Here is a 24,503-nt window from a genome sequence, read left to right on the forward strand (position 1 = left end):
GAGATCCCGCATCAGCGCCGGCGCGGCCGCAGATAGTGGCGGACCACGTAGTTGCCGACCTTGGTGCCCTGTTTCAGGCCGTCCGTGCACGCGCTGCGGAAGTGGATGCCGGCGTACACGCGCGACATCGCCGCTTCATTTTCGGCCTGCGACAGCGTGTCGAAGTGGCGCTCGATGCCGGCGGCCGTGTACGTGTAGGGCAAGGCATCGGTGCCCAGCAGGCGGCGCATCACTTCCATCGCGCTGGCGGTCAGGCCCGACAGGCCGCTGGCATAGTCCGGGTACGGCGGCGATACCAGGTACGACATCCATTGCGTGTTGCCGGACGCATGGATCGCGGTGATCGGGCGCCAGAAGGCGTACTGGTACTTGCCGTAGAACAAGCCGAAGGACGCATCGGCCTGCGCCATGTTCATCAGCGCGAACAGGCGCGCGTGCTGCCACCTGTCCAGGCCGCGGCCGGCGACGACCCGCTGGGCGATGGCATTGGCGTTGGCGCCGCCCCCGGCCCAGTAGCGCGCCGCACGGCTCTCGTACGAATCCACGTTTTCGGGCGCGCCGCGGACGGCCGCACTGCCGACGGCCATCACTTCCTGGTAATCGCGCCGGTAGGTGCCGCTGCGCAGGTTCATCAGCGGTGACGGTCCGGCAGCGAACTGGCTGACGCGATTCAATGCGAACGGCTTCACCCTGCCCCAGTTGCCGAATTGCGGCGCGGCGAAGTTGGGTGCGGTCGGCTGGTAGACGCCCGGCAACAGCGGGGCCGAATACGGCGCATGCGGCGTGGCGGCACCGTCGTTCGCACGCAGCGCCAGGATCGCCTCGGCCGCCGCCGCGCCGACGGCGATCCCATCGCTCACGCAACCGGGAAATGCGGCCGGGCACGTAAGTCCGGCCAGGTAGGTGTCGTACGTCGTCTCCAACGCGGCGGCCTGCGAAGGCACCGTGATCGACAGCGTCATGTAGGCCGCGGTGGCGATGGCGGCGTCCGGCGATGCCCCGCGTGCGGCGGGATGCGTGCCCGCGTAGGGCTCGTACCGCAGTTCGATCGAATTGAGCGCATCGTGGATCGCCAGATGGGTGATCGTGTTGATGCGCGTCTGGATCGGCGGCCCGCCCGCGGCGGTCGCGGCCTGCCAGGCGGTGGTGTTCCAGTCGATGACGGCATCGGCCTGGGCCAGGCCCGGCACGAGCGCGGCGATCAGCAGGACGGAACGGCGCCGACGGGCGAACACGCGCCGGGCCGCGGTGGAGATCAGGTTCATGGTGGACTCCCGTCGGGGTGGTGAAGGGCCGCCCTGCAGGGCAGCGGTCGGTCCGCGTCGGAGGATGCGCCGCCGGCACGGGCATTCGGGGCGGCATGCGTCAGTCGCTGCGCCGGTTGTCGGCCATGCGGCGCGTCTCCGACGGACGGAGCGGCGCGCGTTCGAAAACGACGCGCTGCGGGCGCGCGTCGGCACGGCGGCAGGTACGGCGCGCCTCGGCCATCAACGCTGCGCGGCTGGCATAGACCTGACCGATGTTGTGTTGGCCGAGCAGCGCGCCGACCTCGTGCTGCGGCGGCAGGCGTGGGTGGGCGCAGTCGATCACGATGCGGGCAGCGGTCGGCTCTTCGGCGGCCGATCCTGCGGTTGCCGGCGCGGCGGCCGACAGCACGACCAGGGCGATGAGGGGGGCGTACAGGTGCATGGCGTTCTCCTCGGCCCGGGGATCGGGCGTCGGCGGCCAGCGTCCGCTCCATGGCCTGCGGGGTCTTGAGGAGGCGCTGAGGCACTCGCGGGAATACCGCCCGAAACCTTGGGGAATGCTTAGGCCGAACCGCCGCGTGCGTTGCGTTGGAGGAAGACAGACCCCGGGGATGCCACGCCGCATGTCCTCGCCCGCCCAGGAACTCCGCTTCGGCGACACCACGATCGACTTCGCCGGTCGACGCCTGTGGCGTGCGGGCGAAGAGCAGGCGCTGGAGCCGAAAGCGTTCGCCGTACTGGCGCTGTTGGCGGGCGAGCCCGGTCGCGTCTTCACCCGCGATGAGATCCTCGACGCGGTCTGGGGCCACCGGCACGTGACGCCCGGCGTGCTGAACCGGATCGCCACCCTGCTGCGCCACGCGCTGGGCGAAGACGCCCACCATCCCCGGCTGCTCCACACCCTGCACGGCGTGGGCTACCGCTTCGACCTGCCGCCGGCGGACGCACCGCCCCCCTCCGAGCCCGTCGCGGCATCAGCGGTCACGCACGCACCACGCACCGCCCCTGCCGTGCTCTGGTACACCGGACTGCTCGTCGCCGTGATCGCTGTCGGCGCGGGCGGATGGTGGTGGTCGAGCGGCAGGAAGGCGGACCGGGTGCGCGACGCAGCGCCCTCATCGCATGCGATCGCCACTGCGGTGCCGCCGACACTGGTCGTGATGCCGTTGAAGCCCATCGGCGAGGGCGACAGCGTGCGGATCATCGCCGACGGCCTGGGCGAGGAACTGATCTGCAGCCTGGCGCAGGTGGAAGGCCTGCGCGTGATCGCGCGCGATTCCACCCGGCTGGCCACCGATGCCTCGGCCGACCCGGCCACGCTGGTGCAGCGGCTCGGCATCACCCATGCGCTGGAAGGCAACCTCCAGCAAGCCGGCCAGTCGCTGCGCGTGCGCTTGCGCCTGGTCGACGCGCAGGGCGGCGGCACCTTGTGGACGCGGGATTTCGATCGCGACGCCTCCGAGGTGCTGCTGCTGCAGCGGGACATCGCGGAGACCGTCGCGAGCTCGCTGGCGCTGCGCCTGGGCCTGAGCGAAGCGCCTTCGCGCAGCGGCGACGCCGAGTTCCTGCGTCGCTACCACATCGCGCGCGCGCTGGTCAGCCTGCGGGACCTGCCGCCCGAAGCATCGACCGAGCGCGCCGAACGGGAATTCCGTGCCCTGCTGAGCGAACGCCCGGACGATGCCCGTGCCCACGCCGGCCTCGCCCTGGCACTCGAAGTGCGTGCCCAACGGCGTCCGACGCTGGCGGCCACCCTGCGCGAGGAAGCCCTCCGCGAGGCGACGCTGGCCCAGCGCCTGGACGCGACCCTCGCCGAGCCGTACTTCGTGCTCGCCGCCAATGCCTGCATCGCCGACGACTGGGAGCGCTGCCTCTCGCTGCAGGAGCGCGCGTTGCGCGTGAACCCCAGCAACGCGGAGATGGCCTACGGCATGACGCTCTCGCTGGCGCGGCTGGGCTACCTCGATCGCGCCGAAGCCCGGGCGCGCGAACTGCAGGCGCGCGATCCCCTGGGCCGCAGCGGCGGCTTCATGCTGGCACGGGTGCTGGATACGCGCGGGCGGCACGACGAGGCGCGGCGCCTGCTGGAGCCGCTGCCGGCCTATGCGGCCTACGCACGCTGGTTCAACGCCGTCTGGCGCAAGGACTATGCGGGCGCATTGCGGATCGCGAAGGTGGATATCGACGGACCGAACCACCCCGATGCGTACGCCAAGCAACTCGCGCCGGGCTACATCGCCGCGTCGGAGGCCCTGATCGATCCTTCCCGGTGGCCGCGGGCCATCGCCGCGTTCGATGCCTACGAGAAGGCCACCGGCATGGGCAACTTCTCGCGCGTCCTGGCGCCCACCGCGCCGCAGAACGCCGCGCCCTTGATCGACGAACTCAACCGGGTACGCCAACGCGGCTATTCCACGTGGGACCTGCTGCTGTGGACGAAGGACCTGGCCTACCTGCGGCGCGATCCCGCCTTCCAGCGATTCCTCCACGACAACGGCATCCTCTCCTACTGGCGGGCGCACGGCTTTCCGAGCCAGTGTCGCGCGGAGGGCGACGGCGCGGTGTGCGAATGAGGCGTCAGTCGACCTTGCGGTCTTCCGATTTGGCCTGCTCCATCGCTTCGGGTTCCAGCTCTTCGGCGCTGCGGTTGAGGCGCACGAAGCCGCCCCACGCCAGCAGCAGCATCGCCGCCGAGCCCCCGATCGCGGCCACGTACGGCAGCTTCGTCGGGTCCTCGTGCATCAGCTCGAACGTGGCGACCAGCGTCTCGATGGACAGCGCGATGACGATGACGACCAGGAAACGCGACAGGTAACGGCGCACGCGGGTGGGACCGCTGACTTTCACGTCGCGCTGCACTTCCTCTTCGAAGACCGTCTGCGCCAACTCCAGCGCCACGAGCCCGATGGTGAGCATGCCGATGGCTTCCAGGATGCTGTCGAAGCGGATGCGCAGGCCGGCATCGGTGCCCGCGCGGAGCACGCCGTGCCACAGTTCGCTGCCCGCCAGCACGACCAGCGCCAGGGCACTGCAGAAGAACAGGGCCACGATGACGAGATGGCCGGCGAGGAAGAGTTTCTGCAGATGCTTCATGGCGGCGCCACCGGGAAGGTGGCGCAGCATGGAGGCAGGCGCCGTCAGCGCCGCGTGAAACGCGGCTCAGGCCGCGCGCTGCGCTTCGTAAGCCTGCAGGTGCACCCAGGCCGCCTGCAGGTGGGGCGTGGCGAGGCCATGCGCGGACGCGCGGTCGACCATGTCGCCGACGATGTGCGCCGCTTCGACGCGCTGCCCCGCTTCCAGGTCGCGCAGCATCGAGGCCTTCATCGGCGAGCCGGCCGTGGTCAGCGTGTCGCGCGCGGACGCCTGCGCCGATGCCGGCACCGGTTGTCCCGAAGCGGCGGCGACCGCCAGGCATTCGTCATGCAGCGCCGCCATGAAGGCGGTGCCGGCGTCGCCCGCGACGATCGTGCCGATCGGGGCGCGCATCAGGCAGGTGCCGGCGGCGAGCGCGGTGAGGAAGCTGTACTTCACCCACTGCGCCTGCGCGATGTCCGGCGCGTGCAGGTGATCGATGCCGGCCTGCGCACAGGCTGCGGCGAGCGCCTGCAGGCGGCCGTCGGGCGATTGGCCGTCGCGTTCGCCGAAGGTCATCGACGCCGGCTTGCCCAGGTGCAGGATCTCGCCGTCGGCGCCCAGCGTCGCGCTGATGAAGCACAGCCCGCCCAGCACGCTGGCGAAGCCGAAGCGTGCATCCAGCGCATCGTAATGACGCAGGCCGTTGAGCAGCGGCAGCACGCGCGCGCCCGCGGCGACCGCCGGTGCGATGGCATCCATCGCGCTGTCCAGGTCGTAGGCCTTGCAGCTCAACAGGACCAGGTCGAACGGCGCGGCATCGGCCAGCGCATCGGCCGTGGTCACCTGCACCGGGACATCGGCATCGCCGAGCGGGCTGCGGATGCGCAGGCCGCGTTCGCGCAGCAGCGCCGCGCGCGCGGGACGCACCAGGAAGCTGGCGTCGATGCCGGCCTGCGCGAGGCGGCCGCCGAAGTAACCGCCGGTACCGCCGGCGCCGAGCACGAGCAGGCGCATCAGCTGCGCAGCCCCACGCCCTTCTTCAACAGCCACAGGCCGAGCGTGGCCAGGCCGACGACGAAGGCCAGCATCAGCGCGTAGGCGATCCACAGCGGCACGTCGCTGGTGCCGAGCAGGCCGTAGCGGAACGCGTTGACCATGTAGAAGATCGGATTGGCGTGGGTCAGTGCTTCCGCCCACGGCGGCAGCAGCGTCACCGAATAGAACACGCCGCCGAGATAGGTCAGCGGGGTGAGGATGAAGGTCGGGACGATGGCGATGTCGTCGAACTTCTTGGCGTAGGCCGCATTGACGAAGCCGGCCAGCGAGAAGATCGTCGCGCCCAGCAGCACGGTGGTGATCGTCACCAGCGGATGCGGGATGCGCACCTGGGTGAAGAACATCGCAATCACCAGCACGATGGCCCCGACCATCAGCCCGCGCAGCACCGCGCCGGCCACGTAGCCGAGCAGGATCACCCAGTTCGGCATCGGGCTGACCAGCAGTTCCTCCACGTGGCGACCGAACTTGGCGCCGAAGAACGAGGAGGAGATGTTGCCGTAGCTGTTCTGGATGATGCTCATCATCACCAAGCCGGGGACGATGAACTCCATGTAGGTGTAGCCGCCCATGTCTCCGATCTGGCGCCCGATCAGGCCACCGAAGATCAGGAAGTACAGCGTCATCGTGATCGCCGGCGGCACCAGGGTCTGGCCCCAGATGCGCAGGATGCGGGCGACTTCGCGGCGGACGATGGTGCCCAGCGCGACCATGTTCGGGGAACTCATGCCGCCTTCTCCTTGGCGCCATCGCCATTGCCGGTCATGCGCACGAACAGCTCCTCGAGGCGGTTGCTCTTGGTGCGCATCGAGCGCACGCGGATGCCGGCGTCGTTGAGCGCGGCGAACACGCGGTTGAGGTCCATCGCCCGCGGCATGTCCAGGTCCAGCGTATGCGCATCGGTGGCGACCAGCGTGGTGCCCTCGATCACCGGCAGCTGCGCCGGCAGGTCGCCATCGATGTCGAACAGGAAGCCTTCCACGTCCAGCTTGGCCAGCAGCGCGCGCATCGGGCCCTGCTCCACAATCACGCCGTGGTCGATGATGGCGAGGTTGCGGCAGAGGCTCTCGGCCTCCTCCAGGTAATGCGTGGTGAGGATGATCGTGGTGCCGGCGGCGTTGATCTCCTTCAGCGTCTTCCACATGCCGCGGCGGATCTCGATGTCCACGCCGGCGGTGGGTTCGTCCAGGATCAGCAGCTTCGGCCGGGTCATCATCGCGCGGGCGATCATCAGCCGGCGCTTCATGCCGCCTGACAGCGTGCGGCTCATGACATGGGCCTTCTCCCACAGCTGCGCGCGCTTGAGCTCCTCTTCGGCCCGCACCAGCGCTTCGGCGCGCGGGATGCCGTAGAAGCCCGCGTAGTTCACGCAGATGTCGAGGGGCTTCTCGAACATGTTGAAGTTGATTTCCTGCGGCACCAGGCCGAGCAGGCGCATCGCCCCGTCGCGGTCGCGGTCGATATCGACGCCGAACACGCCGACCTGGCCGCTGCTCTTGTTGACCAGCGAGCTGACGATGCCGATGAGGGTGGACTTGCCTGCGCCGTTGGGGCCGAGCAGGGCGAAGAAGTCGCCGGGTTCGACCTGCAGCGACACGCCCTTGAGGGCCTGCACGCCGGTGTCGTAGACCTTGCGCAGGTCGGCGATGGCCAGCGCGGGAGCAGCGGCGGAAGCCGCGGAAGGAGACGCCATGGGAGCCTTGCGATGCGCCGCGAGGGCGCGGTGGGAGGGCGAACGCTTATTATAGGCGTCCCGCCGGGTCTGCCCCGGGCCACACAGTGTTCCAGCCGCCTTGGCGATCGCGCCCGCTCGTTCCAGAACGTTCCCGTTGAAGCTCGTCGGCCGGCGCATGCTGGCGCCCAGCGTGGGCCACTACAGCTTCGTCCGCGACGATGGACAGCCGCTGGACTTCATACCCGGCCAGTTCATCCAGGTGCATTTCACCTACGCCGATGGCACGGAAACCAAGCGCAGTTATTCGCTGGCGACCATCCACGACCATGCGATGGGCCCGGGCGAAGCGGTCGAGATCGCGGTCAGCTACGTGCCCGGGGGCGCGGCGACCGCGTTGTTCGAGGGCCTGCCGGAAGGTGGCCACGTCGACGCCAGCGGTCCGTTCGGCCGCTTCTGCCTGATGCCGGGCGATCGCAATGCGCGCTATCTGCTGATCGCCACCGGCACCGGCGTCACGCCCTACCGCTCGATGCTGCCGCAGCTGGAAGCGCTGATGGCCGAACGTGGCGTGGACGTCGTGCTGCTGCAGGGCGCACGCACGCCGGCCGAACTCCTGTACGGCGACGAGTTCCGTGCCTTCGCCGACGCCCATCCCGGCTTCCGTTTCGTACCGTGTTTCTCCCGCGAACTGCCCGCCGACCCGCATCCCGATGTGCGCCAGGGCTATGTGCAACAGTTCCTGCCCGAGTTCGCGCCGGACCCCGCGCGCGACATCGCTTACCTCTGCGGCAACCCCAACATGGTGGACGCCTGCTTCGAGGCACTGAAGGAACACGGCCTGCCGATCCCGCAGATCCGGCGCGAGAAGTACGTCAGCAGCAAATGATCGATCGCGTGCCGGGGCACCGGCGCGCTGTCCCGTTCCTTTGGTCACATCCGGCCTGCCACATCGTCATGGCATGCTGGAACCAGCCTACAACGGGACAGATACATGGAATTCCAGTTTCGTCGAACACTCGCGCCGGCCCTGGGCGCCCTGATGCTGGCCGGCTGCAACGGCGCGGCCCCGGGCCCCGACCAGCAGGCCGTCCGCCACTACGGCGACCTCGCCTTCACGCCCTGCACGCTGACCGCGCCCTACCTGACCACGACGGTGGAAGCGCAATGCGCGACCTACGACGTGGCAGAGGATCCGGCCAAGCCGGCGGGACGCAAGGTCGCGCTCAACATCGCGTGGCTGCCCGCCACCAACGAGGGCGCCGCCACCGAGGATCCGGTGTTCTTCCTCGCCGGCGGCCCCGGCCAGTCGGCGGTGCAGGTCTGGCCCGCCATCGACGGCGCGTTCCGCGAGGTGCGCAAGTCGCGGCATATCGTGCTGGTGGACCAGCGCGGCACCGGCAAGTCGAACCCGCTGTCCTGCAAGGACGACGAAGGACGCAACGCCTACGGCGACGCCGAGGACATGAGCGAGGCCTCCTCGGTCGAGTTCGCCCGTGCGTGCGCCGCGTCGCTGCAGGCCGATCCACGCTTCTACACCACCACCGACGCCGTGCGCGACCTGGACAGCGTGCGCAAGGCGCTCGGCGCGGCGAAGATCAACCTGGTCGGCGGGTCGTACGGCACGCGGGTGGCCCAGCAGTATGCGATGCACCATCCGGACAGCACGCGCAGCGTGGTCATCGACGGGGTGGTGCCGAACGAACTCGTGCTCGGCAGCGAACACGCCCGCAACCTCGACGCGGCGCTGGCGCTGCAGTTCCAGCGCTGCCAGGCGGACGCGACGTGCAAGGGACGTTTCGGCGACGACCTGCGCGGCCAGTTGCGTGCGCTGATGACGCGCCTGGCGGCCACGCCGGTGAGCACCGAGTACCGAGATCCCTCGACCGGCGAGTTGGTCACCGGCGAGGTGACCGCAGGCACGGTCGCCGGCATCACCCGCATGTACTCCTACTACCCGCAGGGCGCGGCCCTGCTGCCGCTGGTGTTGAACGAAGCCCAGCAGGGTCGGTACGGCTCGCTGATGTCGCTGGCCAAGCTGCTGGAAACGCAGGTCGGCGACCAGTTCATGCATGGCATGCAGCTTTCGGTGATCTGCGCGGAGGATGCCGATCTGCTAAAGAAGGATCCGGCCGACGGGGACACGGTCCTGGGCAGTGCGCTGGGCGACACCCTGAAGGCGCAGTGCGGCGCCTGGCCGACCGGCACGCGGCCGGCGGACTTCCACACCGCATGGACCTCGGACATCCCGACGCTGGTGGCCTCGGGCGAAATGGATCCGGTGACGCCGCCGCGCTACGGCGAACAGGTGCTGCGCACGCTGTCGAACGGCCGCCACCTGGTGCTGAAGGGCCAGGGCCACGGCACGTTCGCCGTGGGCTGCATGCCCAAGCTGCTGGGCCGCTTCCTGGAGACGGCCGACGCCAAGGGCCTGGATGCGACATGCCTGGACAGCCTCGACTACGTGCCGCCCTTCACCCGCTTCAACGGCTGGGAGCCGTGAGCCGCGCCGCGCGCGCCCGCCCATTCTTCATGGACATGACCTCATGATCATCGCCAACGATCTCCACAAGACCTTCAAGACGAAGACCGGCACCGTCACCGCCGTGGACGGCGTCAGCTTCACCGCCCGCGACGGCCAGATCACCGGTCTGCTCGGCCCCAACGGCGCCGGCAAGACCACCACCATGCGCATGCTGTACACGCTGATGTCGCCCGACCGCGGCCAAGTGACCGTGGATGGCATCGACGCCACCCGCGATCCGGTCGCGGTGCGTCGCGCGCTCGGCGTGCTGCCGGATGCGCGCGGCGTATACAAGCGCCTGACCGCACGCGAGAACATCGCCTACTTCGGCGAGCTGCACGGCCTGTCGTCGGCGCAGATCGCCGCGCGGACGCAGGCGCTGTCCGACGCGCTGGACATGGGCGACATCCTCGACCGCCAGACGGAAGGCTTCAGCCAGGGCCAGCGCACCAAGACCGCGATCGCTCGGGCGCTGGTGCACGACCCGCGCAACGTCATCCTCGACGAGCCCACCAACGGCCTGGACGTGATGACCACGCGCGCGATGCGCGGCTTCCTGCGCCAGCTGCGCGAGGAAGGTCGCTGCGTGATCTTTTCCAGCCACATCATGCAGGAGGTCGCCGCGCTCTGCGACCGCATCGTCATCATCGCCAAGGGCACCGTGGTCGCCGCGGGCACCGCCGACGAACTGCGCGAACAGGCGGGCGAGGACAATCTGGAGGATGCCTTCGTCAAAGTGATCGGTTCGGAGGAGGGCCTGGTGGCATGAACATGTTCCGCACCGTTTTCACCGTGATGCGCAAGGAATTGCGCGACCTCTCCCGCGACCGCCGCACGCTGGCGCTCGCCCTGTTCCTCGGCCCGCTGCTCTATCCCGCCCTGATGCTGGGCATGGGCTACCTGACCGAGAACCGCATCCGCACGCAGGTGGACAAGACGCTGGAGATCCCGATGGTCGGCGCCGAACATGCGCCGAACCTGGTGAAGTTCCTCGCCACCAACGGCATCAATGCGGCACCCGCGCCCGCGAACCTGGATGCCGCGATCCGTTCGCAGGAGATCGACGCGGCGTTGCGCATCAGCCCGGACTACGCCGAAGACTGGCGCAACGGCCGCCCCGCACTGGTCGAGATCATCCGCGACAGCACCCGGCGCGACGCCGACATTCCCACCCAGCGTCTGCAGGCCGCGTTGAGTACGTACAGCCAGCAGGTCGGCGCCCTGCGCCTGCTCGCGCGCGGCGTGGATGCGTCGGTCGCGCGCCCGGTCAACATCGGCCTGCAGGACATGGCCACGCCGGAGGCCAAGCAGGGCATGCTGCTGTCGGTGCTGCTGCCCTACCTTCTGATCCTCACGTCCTTCATCGGCGGCGCGTACCTGATCCTCGATGCGACGGCCGGCGAGCGCGAGCGCCAATCGCTGGAGCCGCTGCTGGCCACGCCCGCGCCGCGCAGCGCCGTGGTCAGCGGCAAGATCGCGGCGGCGTGCGTGATCGGCCTGACCACACTGTTGTTGACCCTGCTCGCCTTCAAGTTCAGCGCGCAGTTCGCCGGCACGCTGGGACGGCAGTTGAACGTGTCGTTCCTCGCGATCGGCAAGATGTTGTTGATCCTGGTGCCGATGCTGTTCATCGGCACCTCGCTGCTCACCTACCTGGCGGCGTCGGCCAAGAGCATGAAGGAAGCGCAGAGCCACATGACCTGGCTGATGCTGCTGCCGATGATTCCCACCTTCGCGTTGATGGCGAATCCGCTGAAGAGCCAGCTCTGGCAGTTCGCCGTGCCGTTCCTGGCGCAGAACCAGCTGCTGCTCAAGGTGATCCGCAACGAGTACATCAGCGCGCAGACCTGGGGCATCTACGTGGCGGCGGCGTTCGGCGTGGCGGCCCTGCTGTGGTTCGCGGCCGTTCGCCGCTACCACCAGGAGAAACTGGCGATCGCCGGCTGACGAAGGCATCCGCGCACGCAGGAACGGCCACCGCGAGGTGGCCGTTCTTGTTTGGCATCCTGGAAAGAGAAACGCCGGCGCAAGGCCGGCGTTCCATCCTGCTCCGTAGCGGGGCGTATCAGGTGCCCGGGCTGAAGCCGATCGTGCGACGGGTCGTGACCGGCGCATCGACCGGCTCGAAGCGCCAGCGGCGCACGGCGTTCAGGGCTTCGCGATCGAACACACGCGCCGGCGTGGCGCGTACGACGCGCGCGTTGGTCACCGACCCGTCGGTGCCGACGGTGATCTCGACGAGCACTTCGCCTTGCGTGCCGGAACGCAATGCTTCCGGCGGATAGCGCGGGGCCGGCGTACTGACCGCGCGCAGTGCCTGCGAAGGTGCCGCGGCGGGTGCCGCCGCACGCGCCGCCGCCGCCTGACGCTCGGCGGCCTCGCGCTGTGCCGCCGCCTGGCGTTCGGTTTCCTGGCGCGCCGCTTCCGCCCGTGCGGTTTCCTGCTGCTGCGCGAGCTGCTGGGCCGCGGCGGCTTCGGTCGCACGCTGCTGCTCGGCTTGCTGGGTCAGGCGCTGCTGCTCCTTGAGCTTCGCGTCCTCGGTAGCCTTGGTCTTGGCGGCTTCGTCGGTGACGGCACGCTGGGCGACCGCCTGCTGGGCGGTCGTGATGCTCTGCTGCAGGCGGGGCAATGAAGGCTGCTTCGGGTCGGCCTTCTCGATGATGGCCGCCAGACGCTGGGCTTCGGGGAACTCCTCACGCGCGATGCTCTGTTCGGCGGCGATCACGGTGTAGGGCAGCAGGTCGGTCAGGGCGCTGGTGACACCCGGATCGTTCGGCAGCTTGTCGCGCAGCGCGAGGTAGTACTCCATCGCGTTGTCGCCGCCCGGCGCGTAGATGCGGTTCTCGCGCAGCGCCTTCGTGGCCGCTTCGCGCAGGGTGTCGGCATCCATCGCCTGGACCTCGGCGGACACCGCCGGGGGGGGCGGCGTGGCGGCCGGAGTGGTGGCGCTGGTGGCGGCGGGCGCGGCGGCTTCTTCCTGCTTCGAACAGGCGGCCACGGCGACGACCAGCAGCAAAGGCGCGGCGTAACGCAGGCGCCCGGTCATGCGGATCAAGGACATCGTTTCTACTCCCCCAAGGATGTTTCTAATGATGGCGATGCGCCGGTGCCGGTTCACGGCCTCGGATCGGTCGGTGCGGGCCCGCTCTCCGGACACCTCTTCCCGGCCGGAGGCCCCGTGGAGCGCGGTGCGATGCCTGTTTCGGGTACCCCTACCCGATGCTCAGGGTACGTCGACGCCTTGCCGACCACGCTTGACGCACGTCACACTTTTATCGCGATTCCGGGTACCAATGCTACTTGCCGATGCAGAAGGTCGAGAAGACATGGCCCAGCAGGTCGTCCGCGCTGATCCGGCCGGTGATCTCGCCCAGGGCGTCGTGCGCCAGGCGCAGCTCTTCGGCGGCCAGTTCCAGATGCTCATGCCCGAGATGGCGCCGGGCCGCGTCCGCGTGACCCGCTGCCCGGTGGAGCGCGTCGACATGGCGCGTGCGCGCCGAGAATTCGCCCTCCGCGCCTTCGACCGCATGGCCGGTGGCCAGGGCGCGCAGGCGCACATGCAGCGCGGCGAGCCCGATGCCGCGCGCCGCCGAGACGTGGACGACGTCGGCAGCGTCGGTCGGGACCCCGGGCAGCAGGTCGACCTTGTTGTGGATCCACAACACGGCGGGCACCCCCGCGATGTCGTCGGCGACGGCGGCCCGACCGGCGTCGGGATCGCGCGCATCGACCACCGCCAGCGCCACGTCGGCACGCTGGAGTTCGGCGCGCGCCCGGCGCATGCCCTCGCGTTCGATCGCGTCACCGCCTTCCCGCAGGCCGGCCGTATCGACCAGGTGCAGCTCCAGCCCGTCCAGGCGGATGGTTTCGCGCAGGGTGTCGCGGGTGGTGCCGGCGACATCGGTGACGATGGCGCGATCGCTTCCCGCCAGTGCATTGAGCAGCGAACTCTTTCCCGCATTGGGCGGACCGACGATCACCGCATGCACGCCATCGCGCAGCTTGCGCCCGCGCTCGGCATCGACGATCAACGCGGCCAATCCCTCTTCCGCCACCACCAGGCGCGCACGCACCTGCTCGCCGCCCAGCGTGTCCAGCGGCTCATCGGCGAAGTCGATCGCCGCTTCGACATGCACGCGCAAAGCCAACAGGTGTTCTCCCACCGCTTCGACGCGCTGGGAGAACACGCCGTCGAGCGAGCGCCGCGCCGCGCGTGCCGCGCGCATGTCCGCGGCGGCGATCAGGTCGGCGATGGCTTCCGCCTGCGCGAGATCGAGCTTGCCGTTGAGGAAGGCGCGCTCGGAGAATTCGCCCGGCCGCGCGGCGCGCGCGCCCAGCGAACAGGCGCGAGCGACCAGGTGCTGCAGGACCACGGGGCTGCCATGGGCCTGCAGTTCGACCACGTCTTCGCCGGTGAAGCTGGCGGGTCCGGGAAACGACAGCGCGATGCCGTCGTCGATCGCCCCGCCCGCCTCGTCGACGAAACGGACGTGGTGGGCGCGGCGCGGCTGCAGCGCGCGCGCGGCGATCGCCTGCGCGATGCGGCCGGCGTCGGGGCCCGACAGGCGCACGATGCCGACGCCGCCCGCCCCGGGCGCGCTGGCGATCGCGACGATGGTGTCCTGCGCTGGCGTCATGGGATATCGCGTGGGCAAGGACGTTTAGCGTAGCGGAAACACGAAGCCCGCCGGAGGGCGGGCTTCGTGGCGGATATGGCGTCGCGGATCACTTCGCGATGGCGGTCTTCGGCGGCGTGGCCGATTCGCCGTGGCGCTTGGTCATCCACCACTGCTGCAGCAGGCCGAGCGCGCCGTTGGTCACCCAGTACAGCACCAGGCCCGACGGGAAGAAGGCCATCATCACGCCGAACACGAGCGGCATGAACTGCATCATCTTCTGCTGCATCGGATCCATGCCCGGCGACGGCGTCAGCTTCTGCGTCAGCCACATCACCAGCATGTTGAGCGCCGGCAGGATGAAGTAGGGGTCGCGCGCGGTGAGGTCCTGGATCCAGGCGAACCACGGCGCCTGGCGCAGTTCGACGGATTCCACCAGCACCCAGTACAGCGCCAGGAACACCGGCATCTGCACGAGGATCGGCAGGCAGCCGCCCATCGGATTGATCTTTTCCTTCTTGTACAGCTCCATCATGGCGACCTGGAACTTCTGCTTGTCGTCGCCGTAGCGTTCCTTCAGCTGCTGGATGCGCGGCTGGAACTTGCGCATCTTGGCGAAGCTCTTGTACTGCGCCGCGGACAGCGGATACAGCGCCAGCTTCACCAGGATCACCAGGCCGATGATCGCCCAGCCCCAGTTGCCGATGAAGCCGTGCAGCAGGTTGAGGACGAAGAACAGGCCCTGGCCGATGAAGTCGAAGAGCATGAACTGGCTGTAGTCGACGACGCGGTGCAGGCCATTGACGTTCGCGGCCTTGATCTTGTCGACCAGCTTCGGCCCGACCCAGAGGCGTGCGCTCGTGGTGGCCTGCTGGCCCGGGCCGACATTCACGCCAGGGCCCATTTCGCGGATCAGCGCCTGCGTGTTGCCTGCCGGCGTGTCCAGCGAAATGGTGGTGGTGTCGGTGGACTGCGGGATCCACGCACTGAAGAAGTGGTGCTGCAGGATCGCGATCCAGCCATCCTTGACCTGCTTGTCGACGCGACCGTCTTCCAGATAGTCCTCGTTGAACTTGCGGCGCTGATAGCCGCCGTCCCACCAGGTCGCACCGTTGAAGCTGAAGGAGTCCGGGTTGGTCATGCCGCTCTTCACCTGCGGCGGCGTGCGCAGCAGTTGGCGGTAGACCGTGCCCTGCCAGTTGCCGGTGCCGGTGTTGACCACCTGGTCGCTGACTTCGATCGCGTAGCTGGCGCGCTTGAGCGTGTAGGTGCGGCGGATGGTCACGCCATCCGGGCCCTGCCACACGAACGGGACGCTGACGCTGTCACTGCCCTGGGCCAGCGTGGCGTCGCCCGCGCCGTTCTCGGGAACGAACGCATGGTGGTCCGGCGCCTTGGCGCCGCTGCTCACCCAACCGCTTTCGGCCACGTAGTAGTGCTGCGGGTCCTCACTGAACAACCGCACCGGACCGCTGCCGGGCGTCTTGCTGGTGGGGTAATGCAGCAGATCGGCCTGCAGCACGCTGCCGCCGTCCAGCACCAGGCGCAGCACGTCGTTGCTGACGGTCACCCGGGCCGCGGCGCGCGCAGTGGGCGCGGCGCCCGCGACGGCGGGCGCGGTGGTCGGTGCGGCCGGGACGGTCCCCGCCGGCGTTGCGGGCGCGGCGGTCGCCGCCGGCACCGTGCTGCCCGGCGTGGTGGTCGTGGTCTGCGCCGCAACGGCAGGCGCCGCGGGGGCTGCCTTCTCCCGGCTCCATTCGAACCACAACAGGGTCGCCACCATCAGCCAGGCGAAGATCAGGAATACACGGGTCTGGTTCATCAGGCAGGCAGTCTCAACCGGCGTCGGGTACCGGTTTGGTCGGAGAAGGAGGAGTGGGTGGCGGCGGCGGCGAATTCAAGCCCGGCGGCATTGTGCCGCTCGGTGCCGATGCGGGCAATGCGCCGGCGCGCGACAGGACGCGTTCGAAGGTGGTCCGCAGCAGGAGTCCGTCGGCCTTGGCCGCCGGCGCACGCGCGACCACGACGTAGTCGCCGCCCGGGAGACGGTCGCGCAGTCGACGGAAATGTTCGCGCAGTTGCCGCTTGATGCGGTTGCGCATGACGGCACGCGTATCCACCTTGCGCGACACGGCCAGGCCAAGACGCGCGGCGCCGTCGCCCGGCAGCCAGTGCAGGCTCATCAGGGGATCGGACGTGCGCCGCGCCGCGTCGAACACGCGCGCATAGTCGACGCGTGCGCGCACCCGCGCCGAACGCGGGAAGCCGGTGCTCATCTCAGCAAGAAGCCCGCTCGTGACCGGGCGGGCTTCTGGTGATGCAGGGAACGCATGGGTGCCTTGGCCGCGCGGTGCGGCCAAGCCGCCGTCAGGCGGTCAGGCGCTTGCGGCCCTTGGCACGACGACGGGCCAGGATCTTGCGGCCATCGGCCGTGGCCATACGGGCGCGGAAGCCATGGTCGCGCTTGCGCTTCAGGTTGCTGGGTTGGTAAGTGCGCTTGGTGGCCATGGGGCCCTCGGGCGTGTGCGGGTGGAAAGAACCGGAAATTCTATAGGAACCACCGGCTTACGGTCAACTCCCCAACCGGTTTGTCTTCGCGGCCGTCGTCATGGCCTTGCGGGACGCGCCGTTCGTCCTTTCATCCACATCTTATGCACAGGATCGTTGGCGGGTCCCGGTCCCGGTGGTAGTCTGGCCGACCCCATCGACACCCCCTCCGCGCTGCCGGCCACGGCATTGCGGGACGGCCTGTTCGACCCCAATACCTTTCGCGAGTTGTTCCACCTGATGGATGCCTGGCCCCGTTGCCTCGAACGCCTGGAAGCCGAACTGCCGGCCGAGGACGTACACACCTGGCTGAAGCCCTTGCAGGCCGAACAGCGCAGCAATGCCGTGGTGCTTTACGCGCCCAATGCCTTCATCGTGGAGCAGGTGCGCGAGCGCTACCTCGGCCGCATCCGCGAGTTGCTCGATCATTTCGCCGGACACGACGACGTGTCGCTGGAGATCGGCTCGCGCAACAAGCCGGCGGAGCCGGTGGCCGCAGCAGCGCCGGGTGCGGGCAACCTGCGCGCCACGACCGCACCGGTGGAGCCCTTCGACGGCAACCTGGACACGCACTACACCTTCGACAACTTCGTCGAAGGCCGCAGCAACCAACTGGGTCGCGCCGCCGCATGGCAGGCCGCGCAGAAACCCGGCGACCGGGCGCACAATCCGCTGCTCCTGTACGGCGGCACCGGCCTCGGCAAGACGCACCTCATGTTCGCCGCCGGCAACGAGTTGCGCCGGCAGAATCCGGCCGCTCGCGTGCTGTACCTGCGTAGCGAGCAGTTCTTCAGCGCGATGACCAAGGCGCTGATCGAAAAGTCGATGGACCAGTTCAAGCGCCGCTTCCAGCAGGTCGACGCGTTGCTGATCGACGACATCCAGTTCTTCGCCGGCAAGGACCGCACCCAGGAAGAGTTCTTCCACACCTTCAATGCGTTGTTCGACGGCCGCCAGCAGATCATCCTGACCTGCGACCGCTATCCGCGTGAAGTGGAAGGCCTGGAGCCGCGCTTGAAGTCGCGCCTGGCCTGGGGCCTGAGCGTGGCGATCGACCCGCCCGACTTCGAGACCCGCGCGGCGATCGTGCTGGCCAAGGCGCACGAGCGCGGCGCGCAGATCCCGGACGACGTGGCGTTCCTGCTGGCCAAGAAGATGCGCAGCAACGTGCGCGACCTGGAAGGCGCGCTCAACACGCTGGCGGCGCGGGCCAATTTCACCGGGCGCGCGATCACCACCGAGTTCGCCCAGGAGACCCTGCGCGACCTGCTGCGTGCGCAGCAGCAGGCCATCAGCATCCCCAATATCCAGAAGACCGTGGCAGACTACTATGGTCTGCAAATCAAGGACCTGTTGTCCAAGCGGCGCACGCGTTCACTGGCGCGTCCGCGGCAGGTGGCGATGGCCTTGGCGAAGGAACTGACCGAGCACAGCCTGCCCGAGATCGGCGATGCGTTCGCTGGCCGTGACCACACGACCGTGCTGCACGCCTGCCGCCAGATCCGGACTCTCATGGAGGCCGATGGCAAGCTGCGCGAGGACTGGGACAAGCTGATCCGCAAGCTCAGCGAGTGAAGCCTCGGGGTTTCGCGCCAAGCCTGCGGAAACCGTGGGGCCATTGTCGGAAACCCGATGGGCGGCCGCAACGCACAACTTCGTGGACAATCGGCGGGATGGGTTGTGGACAAGATGTGCAGGATTTTGGGGACGAAAGTTATCCACACGTTTCCGCACCACTTCGCGTCGCCCTGTCCACCGGGTTGCGGGTGGCATAAAAGCAAGCAGAATCAAGGTGTTAAGTAGGTTTTCCCGCGATTTTCGCCCTACCACCACCACCAGCTTTTAAGTTTTTAGTCCTAAAATCAAAAGCGAAGGGGCTCCCACACTCATGCGTTTCAGTCTGCAGCGCGAAGCTTTCCTCAAGCCCTTGGCCCAGGTGGTCAACGTGGTCGAACGCCGGCAGACCCTGCCGGTCCTGGCGAATTTCCTGGTGCAGGTACAGAACGGACAGCTGTCGCTGACGGGTACCGACCTGGAAGTGGAGATGATTTCCCGCAGTGCCGTCGATGATGCGCAGGACGGCGAGACGACGATTCCTGCGCGCAAGCTGTTCGACATCATTCGCGCGCTTCCCGACGGCAGCAAGGTCACCGTCAGCCAGACCGGCGACAAGGTCACCGTGCAGGCCGGGCGCAGCCGGTTCACCCTGGCCACCCTCCCCGCCAACGATTTCCCGTCGGTCGACGAAGTGGAAGCCACCGAGCGGATCGAAGTGCCGGAAGCCACGCTGAAGGAGCTGATCGAGCGCACCTCGTTCGCGATGGCGCAGCAGGACGTCCGCTACTACCTCAACGGCCTGCTGTTCGACCTCAGTGAGCGCACGCTGCGCTGCGTGGCCACCGATGGCCATCGCCTTGCGCTGTGCGAATCTCAGCTGGAAGGCGCGCCGGTCGGCAAGCGCCAGATCATCGTGCCCCGCAAGGGCGTGACCGAGCTCCAGCGCCTGCTGGAGGGCGGTGACCGCAGCCTGGAGCTGGAAGTCGGGCGCAGCCACATCCGCGTGAAGCGTGACGATGTCACGTTCACCTCGAAGCTCATCGATGGTCGTTTCCCCGATTACGCGGCGGTGATTCCGATCGGCGCGGATCGCGAAGTCCTGCTCGATCGCGAAGTGCTGCGGGCCGCCCTGCAACGTGCCGCCATCCTGTCGAACGAGAAATACCGTGGTGTGCGGGTCGAGGTATCGCCTGGCCAGCTGAAGATCAGCGCTCACAACCCGGAACAGGAAGAAGCCCAGGAAGAGATCGAGGCCGACACCAAGGTCGATGGGCTGGCGATCGGCTTCAACGTCAACTACCTGCTGGACGCCTTGTCCGCGCTGCGGGACGAGCACATCGTCCTGCAGCTCCGCGACGCCAATTCTTCGGCCTTGGTCCGCGAGGCCAGCAGCGAGAAGTCGCGGCATGTCGTGATGCCGTTGCGCCTCTGACCCATCTGTTCCACGTGGAACACAACGCATCGCCCGGCTCCTGCCGGGCGATGTCGTTTTCGACCCCCGCCCGCTCGCCGGACCTGATCGACGTGCACGCTAGAATCCCCGACATGCCCTCACCGTCCGCGCTTCGAGACCCATGCCCGCTACCCGCGGGTGCTGCATGGTGGGTGTTTTCAGACCGGGTTCCGTTCGCGTGGAAGTGACGCGCCTGGAAGCCAGCGGATTGCGGCGCTTCCCCCAGGTCTCGATGGCGCCGGAACCCGGCATCAACCTGATTACCGGCGACAACGGCGCGGGCAAGACCAGCTTGCTGGAGGCGCTGCATCTGATGGCCTACGGCCGAAGCTTTCGGGGTCGGGTGCGCGACGGGCTGGTCCGGACAGGCGCCGAGGCGGTCGAGGTCTTCGTGGAATGGCGGGAAGCCCGGGGCCGGCAGCGCCGGGCAGGTCTGCGGCATAGCGGTCAGGCATGGACCGGCCGGCTGGACGGCGAGAACGTGGCGCAGCTGGGCGACCTGTGCGCCGCCCTGGCCGTGGTCAGCTTCGAACCCGGCAGCCACGCCTTGGTGACCGGAGGTGGCGAACCCCGCCGGCGTTTCATGGATTGGGGCTTGTTCCACGTGGAACAGGGTCGTGAAGGTGGCTTTCTTCCGCTGTGGCGCCGGTACGCCCGCGCGCTGAAACAGCGGAACAGCCTGCTCAAGGCGGGCATCGGTGGCGCCCAACTGGATGCCTGGGACCACGAGCTGGCCGAAGCGGGCGAACCACTGACGGGCCACCGCCAGGGCTATCTCGATGCCCTCCAGGACGATCTCTCCGCCGTGGTGCAGGAACTGGCGCCCTCGCTGGGCACGGCGTCGCTGCAGTTCCAGCCCGGCTGGCGCCGGCACGACCTGTCGCTGGCCGACGCCTTGCTGCTGTCCCGGGACCGGGATCGGGCAGCCGGGTACACCACTGTGGGGCCCCACCGGGCCGACTGGCGGATCGACTACACCGCCCTCCCCCAGCGCGAAACGCTCTCGCGTGGCCAGGCGAAGCTGACCGCTTTGTCCTGCCTGCTCGCGCAGGCGCAGGACTTCGCCCGCCGGCGCGGGGAATGGCCGGTGATCGCGCTCGATGACCTGGCGTCGGAGCTGGACCGTCATCACCAGCGACGGATCCTGGGACGGTTGCTCGCAAGCGGTGCCCAAGTGTTCATCACGGGAACGGAAGCACCGGGCGGGCTGGGCGAAAGCGGGGCGCATCCCGCGTTGTTCCACGTGGAACAAGGGCAGGTCAGGCGGCAGCACGACGCCTGAAACCGGGTCTAAATGCCTACCGGTGCTATAATTCCGCATTGATTCCTTGGCTCGCGCAATGCGCCTACCGACCCGGTGGCGCGGCGTCCGCCATGCAGCCGAAACGAAGCGAATGACCGACGAAACGACCTCTTCTGCACCGAACGGCAACACGTACGACGCCAACAGCATTACCGCCCTGGAAGGCCTGGAGGCGGTCCGCAAGCGCCCCGGCATGTACATCGGCGACGTGCACGACGGCACGGGCCTGCACCACATGGTGTTCGAAGTCGTCGACAACTCGATCGACGAGGCCCTGGCGGGTCACGCGGACCACGTGGCGGTGACGATCCACGCAGACGGCTCGGTCTCGGTATCCGACAACGGTCGCGGCATTCCGGTCGGCAAGCACGCGCAGATGAGCGCGAAGTTGGGTCGCGAGGTCTCCGCAGCGGAAGTCGTCATGACCGTCCTCCATGCGGGCGGCAAGTTCGACGACAACAGCTACAAGGTATCCGGCGGCCTGCACGGCGTGGGCGTGAGCGTGGTCAACGCGCTGTCCGAGAAGCTCCAGCTGGACATCTTCCAGGGCGGCTTCCACTACCGCCAGGACTACAGCAACGGTGCCGCGCTCGGCCCGTTGAGCCAGATCGAAAACTCCACGAAGCGCGGCACCACGCTGCGCTTCTGGCCGTCGGTAACGGCCTTCCACGGCAACGTGGAATTCCACTACGACATCCTGGCCCGCCGCCTGCGCGAGCTCTCGTTCCTCAACTCCGGCGTCAAGATCGTGCTGGTCGACGAGCGGGGCGAAGGCCGTCGCGACGATTTCCATTACGAAGGCGGCATCCGCAGTTTCGTGGAGCATCTGGCGCATCTGAAGACGCCGCTGCACCCGCACGTGATCGCGGTCAGTGGTGAGCAGAACGGCATCACGGTGGAAGTCGCCCTGCAGTGGACCGACGCCTATCAGGAAACGATGTTCTGCTTCACCAACAACATTCCGCAGAAGGATGGCGGTACCCACCTGATCGGGTTCCGTGCCGCGCTGACACGCACGCTGACGAACTACATCGAACAGAACGGCATCGCGAAACAGGCGAAGGTCAACCTGTCGGGCGATGACATGCGCGAAGGCATGATCGCCGTGTTGTCGGTGAAGGTGCCGGACCCGAGTTTCTCGTCGCAGACCAAGGAGAAACTGGTCAGTTCCGACGTTAGGCCGGTCGTTGAGAGCACGTTCGGTGCACGTTTGGAGGAGTTCCTGCAGGAACACCCGCACGAGGCCCGTGCCATCGCCGGCAAGATCGTCGATGCCGCCCGTGCCCGCGAGGCCGCGCGCAAGGCGCGCGACCTGACCCGCCGCAAGGGCGCGCTGGATATCGCGGGCCTGCCCGGCAAGCTGGCCGACTGCCAGGAGAAGGATCCGGCGCTGTCGGAACTGTTCATCGTCGAGGGCGACTCCGCAGGCGGTTCCGCCAAGCAGGGCCGCAACCGCAAGAACCAGGCCGTGCTGCCGTTGCGCGGCAAGATCCTCAACGTGGAACGCGCGCGCTTCGACCGCATGCTGGCCAGCGCCGAGGTCGGCACGCTGATCACCGCGCTCGGCACCGGCATCGGCAAGGACGAGTACAACCCGGACAAGCTGCGCTACCACCGCATCATCATCATGACCGACGCCGACGTCGACGGTTCGCACATCCGTACGCTGCTGTTGACGTTCTTCTACCGGCAGATGCCGGAACTGATCGAGCGCGGCCACATCTACATCGGCCTGCCGCCGCTGTACAAGTTGAAGCAGGGCAAGCAGGAGCTCTACCTGAAGGACGATGCGGCGCTCAACGTCTATCTCGCGAACAACGCGGTGGAAGGCGCGTCGCTGATTCCCGCGAACGGTGAACCGCCCATTTCCGGCGAAGCGCTGGAGAAGCTGCTGCTCGTCTTCACGACGGCGCGCGACACCATCGCCCGCAATGCGCACCGCTACGATCCAGTGCTGCTGGAGTCGCTGATCGACTTCACGCCACTCGATGCCGAACACCTGCAGCAGAACATCGACGAGCGCCATGAACTGGCGGCGCTCGAGGCCAAGCTCAACCGTGGCAGCCTGGGCACCGCGCGCTATGCGCTGACCCTGCAGCCCGCGACCGAGCAACGCCCTGCCGCACTGCTGGCCACGCGCCGGCACATGGGCGAGGAACTGGTGCAGGTGCTGTCGCTGTCGGCGTTCGAAAGCGGCGAACTGCGACCGCTGCGCGAAGCCGCCGCGCTGCTGCACGGCCTGGTGCGCGAGGGTGCGCAGGTCGTCCGCGGCAACAAGGCGCAACCGGTGGCCACGTTCGCCGACGCGCAGGCGTGGTTGCTGGAGGAAGCCAAGAAGGGCCGCAGCATTCAGCGCTTCAAGGGTCTGGGCGAAATGAATCCCGAGCAGCTGTGGGACACCACCGTCAATCCGGATACGCGTCGCCTGCTGCAGGTGCGGATCGAAGACGCCGTCGCGGCCGACCAGATCTTCAGCACGCTGATGGGCGATGTGGTGGAACCGCGCCGCGAGTTCATCGAGGACAACGCGCTCAAGGTATCGAACCTCGACGTGTGACGCCTTGCGGATGACGACGAGCCCGAACGATCCGGTGCACGCCGGCGGCAGCGCATCGTTGCGCGCGGCGCTTCCCGCGTTCGCGCTGGATGTCGTCCTCGCCGTCGCCCTGTCGTTCTCGGTGATGATGTTGGGCGTGTTCGCGTGGTCCGCCTGGCGGGGGATCCAGCTCGCGCAACGCGGCGGTGATCTCGACGTCCAGCAGATGCAGGCCCAGCTGGGCACGCCACCCGTGTTGTTCCTGATCGTACTGACCCTCGTCAGCACCGGGGGCGCCGCGCTGGTGCTGTACTTCTGGCGTCGCCGCGCGACGCCCGTGGAGCGATCCGCTTCATGGGCGGCAACGCGCCGCTTCCGGACCTGGGGGCTGGTCACGCTCGCGGGCGTGACGACGTTCCTGCTCAGCACGCTCATGACCGGCCTGGGACGGGCACTCGGCCTGGATCTCACCCCCAGCAATCTGACCTTGATCGAAGCCGGGTTCGCCCGATACCCGGTGTTCCTGGCGCTGTTCGCCGTCGTCCTGGCCCCGCTGTACGAGGAACTGCTGTTCCGCCGCGTCCTGTTCGGCCGGCTCTGGGAGGCGGGCTGGCCGCTGCTGGGCCTGCTGCTGAGCAGCGTCGTCTTCGCCCTGGTCCACGAGATGCCCGGCCTCAACGGCAAGCCGGTCGCCAGCACGCTGTTCCTGCTCGCGGTATATGCCGCCATGGGCGCTGTCTTTGCCGCCGTCTACCGGGCCACCGGGACGCTGTGGGCGCCGATCGGGGCCCACATCCTGAACAACGCGCTAGCGCTCGCTGTCCTGCAGGTGTACGGCGGCGCCCAGGCTTAATGTGATTGACGAAAGTTTAAGACGCGCTTGCCCAGACTCTGGTGTCACGCAATGTCGCAGGGGG

At 68.2% G+C, this 24,503-nt stretch carries 21 protein-coding genes; 10 read left to right on the top strand and 11 right to left on the bottom strand.

Annotated elements, in window-relative coordinates:
• Nucleotides 1-11 precede the first annotated feature (11 nt).
• Nucleotides 12-1,265 (bottom strand): vanadium-dependent haloperoxidase, encoded by a 1,254-nt coding sequence (locus BLT45_RS00735; RefSeq protein ID WP_093293902.1) that lies wholly within the window; start codon nt 1,263-1,265, stop codon nt 12-14.
• Nucleotides 1,266-1,365: 100 nt separating this feature from the next.
• Nucleotides 1,366-1,689 (bottom strand): hypothetical protein, encoded by a 324-nt coding sequence (locus tag BLT45_RS18245; protein ID WP_175455674.1) that lies wholly within the window; start codon nt 1,687-1,689, stop codon nt 1,366-1,368.
• A 181-nt stretch (nt 1,690-1,870) separates the two neighbouring features.
• Between BLT45_RS18245 and BLT45_RS00740 the strand changes: the two genes are divergently transcribed.
• Entirely contained in the window at nt 1,871-3,820 is a 1,950-nt protein-coding gene (locus BLT45_RS00740) for a winged helix-turn-helix domain-containing protein (protein WP_175455675.1), read from the top strand.
• Nucleotides 3,821-3,824: 4 nt separating this feature from the next.
• On the opposite strand, the gene BLT45_RS00745 is transcribed toward BLT45_RS00740, so the two are convergent.
• The 4 genes from BLT45_RS00745 to BLT45_RS00760 all read right to left on the bottom strand — a co-directional run bounded on the left by BLT45_RS00745 (nt 3,825) and on the right by BLT45_RS00760 (nt 7,071).
• The gene (locus BLT45_RS00745; protein WP_093298311.1) at nt 3,825-4,340 is read right to left on the bottom strand and encodes a hypothetical protein; all 516 of its coding nucleotides are present in this window, start codon (nt 4,338-4,340) and stop codon (nt 3,825-3,827) included.
• A gap of 66 nt (nt 4,341-4,406) precedes the next feature.
• On the bottom strand, nt 4,407-5,336 hold the full coding sequence (gene panE / locus BLT45_RS00750) for a 2-dehydropantoate 2-reductase (protein WP_093293906.1): 930 nt from the start codon (nt 5,334-5,336) through the stop codon (nt 4,407-4,409).
• Nucleotides 5,336-6,106, bottom strand: coding sequence for an ABC transporter permease (locus BLT45_RS00755; RefSeq protein ID WP_093293909.1), 771 nt, complete (start codon nt 6,104-6,106; stop codon nt 5,336-5,338). Before BLT45_RS00755 ends, panE begins: the two co-directional genes overlap by 1 nt.
• On the bottom strand, nt 6,103-7,071 hold the full coding sequence (locus BLT45_RS00760; protein ID WP_093293912.1) for an ABC transporter ATP-binding protein: 969 nt from the start codon (nt 7,069-7,071) through the stop codon (nt 6,103-6,105). Before BLT45_RS00760 ends, BLT45_RS00755 begins: the two co-directional genes overlap by 4 nt.
• Nucleotides 7,072-7,171: 100 nt before the next feature.
• Between BLT45_RS00760 and BLT45_RS00765 the strand changes: the two genes are divergently transcribed.
• The 4 genes from BLT45_RS00765 to BLT45_RS00780 all read left to right on the top strand — a co-directional run bounded on the left by BLT45_RS00765 (nt 7,172) and on the right by BLT45_RS00780 (nt 11,521).
• Nucleotides 7,172-7,939: a ferredoxin--NADP reductase gene (locus BLT45_RS00765; protein WP_256385782.1), complete on the top strand. Its 768-nt coding sequence runs from the start codon at nt 7,172-7,174 to the stop codon at nt 7,937-7,939.
• 105 nt (nt 7,940-8,044) lie between these two features.
• On the top strand, nt 8,045-9,553 hold the full coding sequence (locus BLT45_RS00770; RefSeq protein WP_093293917.1) for an alpha/beta hydrolase: 1,509 nt from the start codon (nt 8,045-8,047) through the stop codon (nt 9,551-9,553).
• Nucleotides 9,554-9,596: 43 nt separating this feature from the next.
• Nucleotides 9,597-10,343, top strand: coding sequence for an ABC transporter ATP-binding protein (locus tag BLT45_RS00775; RefSeq protein WP_093293919.1), 747 nt, complete (start codon nt 9,597-9,599; stop codon nt 10,341-10,343).
• Complete coding sequence (locus tag BLT45_RS00780) at nt 10,340-11,521, top strand: ABC transporter permease (protein ID WP_093293922.1); 1,182 nt, start codon at nt 10,340-10,342, stop codon at nt 11,519-11,521. The genes BLT45_RS00775 and BLT45_RS00780 overlap by 4 nt, the downstream gene beginning before the upstream one ends.
• Nucleotides 11,522-11,639: 118 nt before the next feature.
• Here the strand turns inward: BLT45_RS00780 and BLT45_RS00785 are convergent, their stop codons facing one another.
• The 5 genes from BLT45_RS00785 to rpmH all read right to left on the bottom strand — a co-directional run bounded on the left by BLT45_RS00785 (nt 11,640) and on the right by rpmH (nt 16,698).
• A complete protein-coding gene (locus tag BLT45_RS00785; RefSeq protein ID WP_093293925.1) occupies nt 11,640-12,635 on the bottom strand; it encodes an energy transducer TonB in 996 nt (331 codons plus the stop codon).
• Between the two features lie 235 nt (nt 12,636-12,870).
• Nucleotides 12,871-14,211, bottom strand: coding sequence for a tRNA uridine-5-carboxymethylaminomethyl(34) synthesis GTPase MnmE (mnmE, locus tag BLT45_RS00790; RefSeq protein ID WP_093293928.1), 1,341 nt, complete (start codon nt 14,209-14,211; stop codon nt 12,871-12,873).
• 88 nt (nt 14,212-14,299) lie between these two features.
• Complete coding sequence (yidC, locus tag BLT45_RS00795; RefSeq protein WP_093293931.1) at nt 14,300-16,012, bottom strand: membrane protein insertase YidC; 1,713 nt, start codon at nt 16,010-16,012, stop codon at nt 14,300-14,302.
• 13 nt (nt 16,013-16,025) lie between these two features.
• Entirely contained in the window at nt 16,026-16,466 is a 441-nt protein-coding gene (gene rnpA / locus BLT45_RS00800; protein ID WP_093293934.1) for a ribonuclease P protein component, read from the bottom strand.
• Between the two features lie 91 nt (nt 16,467-16,557).
• A complete protein-coding gene (gene rpmH, locus BLT45_RS00805) occupies nt 16,558-16,698 on the bottom strand; it encodes a 50S ribosomal protein L34 (RefSeq protein ID WP_027083663.1) in 141 nt (46 codons plus the stop codon).
• A gap of 279 nt (nt 16,699-16,977) precedes the next feature.
• On the opposite strand from rpmH, the gene dnaA reads away from it, so the two are divergent.
• The 5 genes from dnaA to BLT45_RS00830 all read left to right on the top strand — a co-directional run bounded on the left by dnaA (nt 16,978) and on the right by BLT45_RS00830 (nt 24,439).
• Nucleotides 16,978-18,312: a chromosomal replication initiator protein DnaA gene (dnaA, locus tag BLT45_RS00810; protein WP_093298313.1), complete on the top strand. Its 1,335-nt coding sequence runs from the start codon at nt 16,978-16,980 to the stop codon at nt 18,310-18,312.
• 313 nt (nt 18,313-18,625) lie between these two features.
• Nucleotides 18,626-19,726, top strand: a complete 1,101-nt coding sequence (dnaN, locus tag BLT45_RS00815) for a DNA polymerase III subunit beta (protein ID WP_093293937.1) — start codon at nt 18,626-18,628, stop codon at nt 19,724-19,726.
• 199 nt (nt 19,727-19,925) lie between these two features.
• Nucleotides 19,926-21,029, top strand: coding sequence for a DNA replication/repair protein RecF (gene recF, locus BLT45_RS00820; protein WP_093293940.1), 1,104 nt, complete (start codon nt 19,926-19,928; stop codon nt 21,027-21,029).
• A 112-nt stretch (nt 21,030-21,141) separates the two neighbouring features.
• Nucleotides 21,142-23,607, top strand: a complete 2,466-nt coding sequence (gyrB, locus tag BLT45_RS00825; RefSeq protein WP_093293943.1) for a DNA topoisomerase (ATP-hydrolyzing) subunit B — start codon at nt 21,142-21,144, stop codon at nt 23,605-23,607.
• 10 nt (nt 23,608-23,617) lie between these two features.
• Nucleotides 23,618-24,439 (top strand): CPBP family intramembrane glutamic endopeptidase, encoded by an 822-nt coding sequence (locus BLT45_RS00830; RefSeq protein ID WP_093293946.1) that lies wholly within the window; start codon nt 23,618-23,620, stop codon nt 24,437-24,439.
• The last annotated feature ends 64 nt before the right edge of the window (nt 24,440-24,503 follow it).

The sequence above is a fragment of the Pseudoxanthomonas sp. CF385 genome, assembly GCF_900104255.1.
Taxonomy (GTDB): Bacteria; Pseudomonadota; Gammaproteobacteria; order Xanthomonadales; family Xanthomonadaceae; genus Pseudoxanthomonas_A.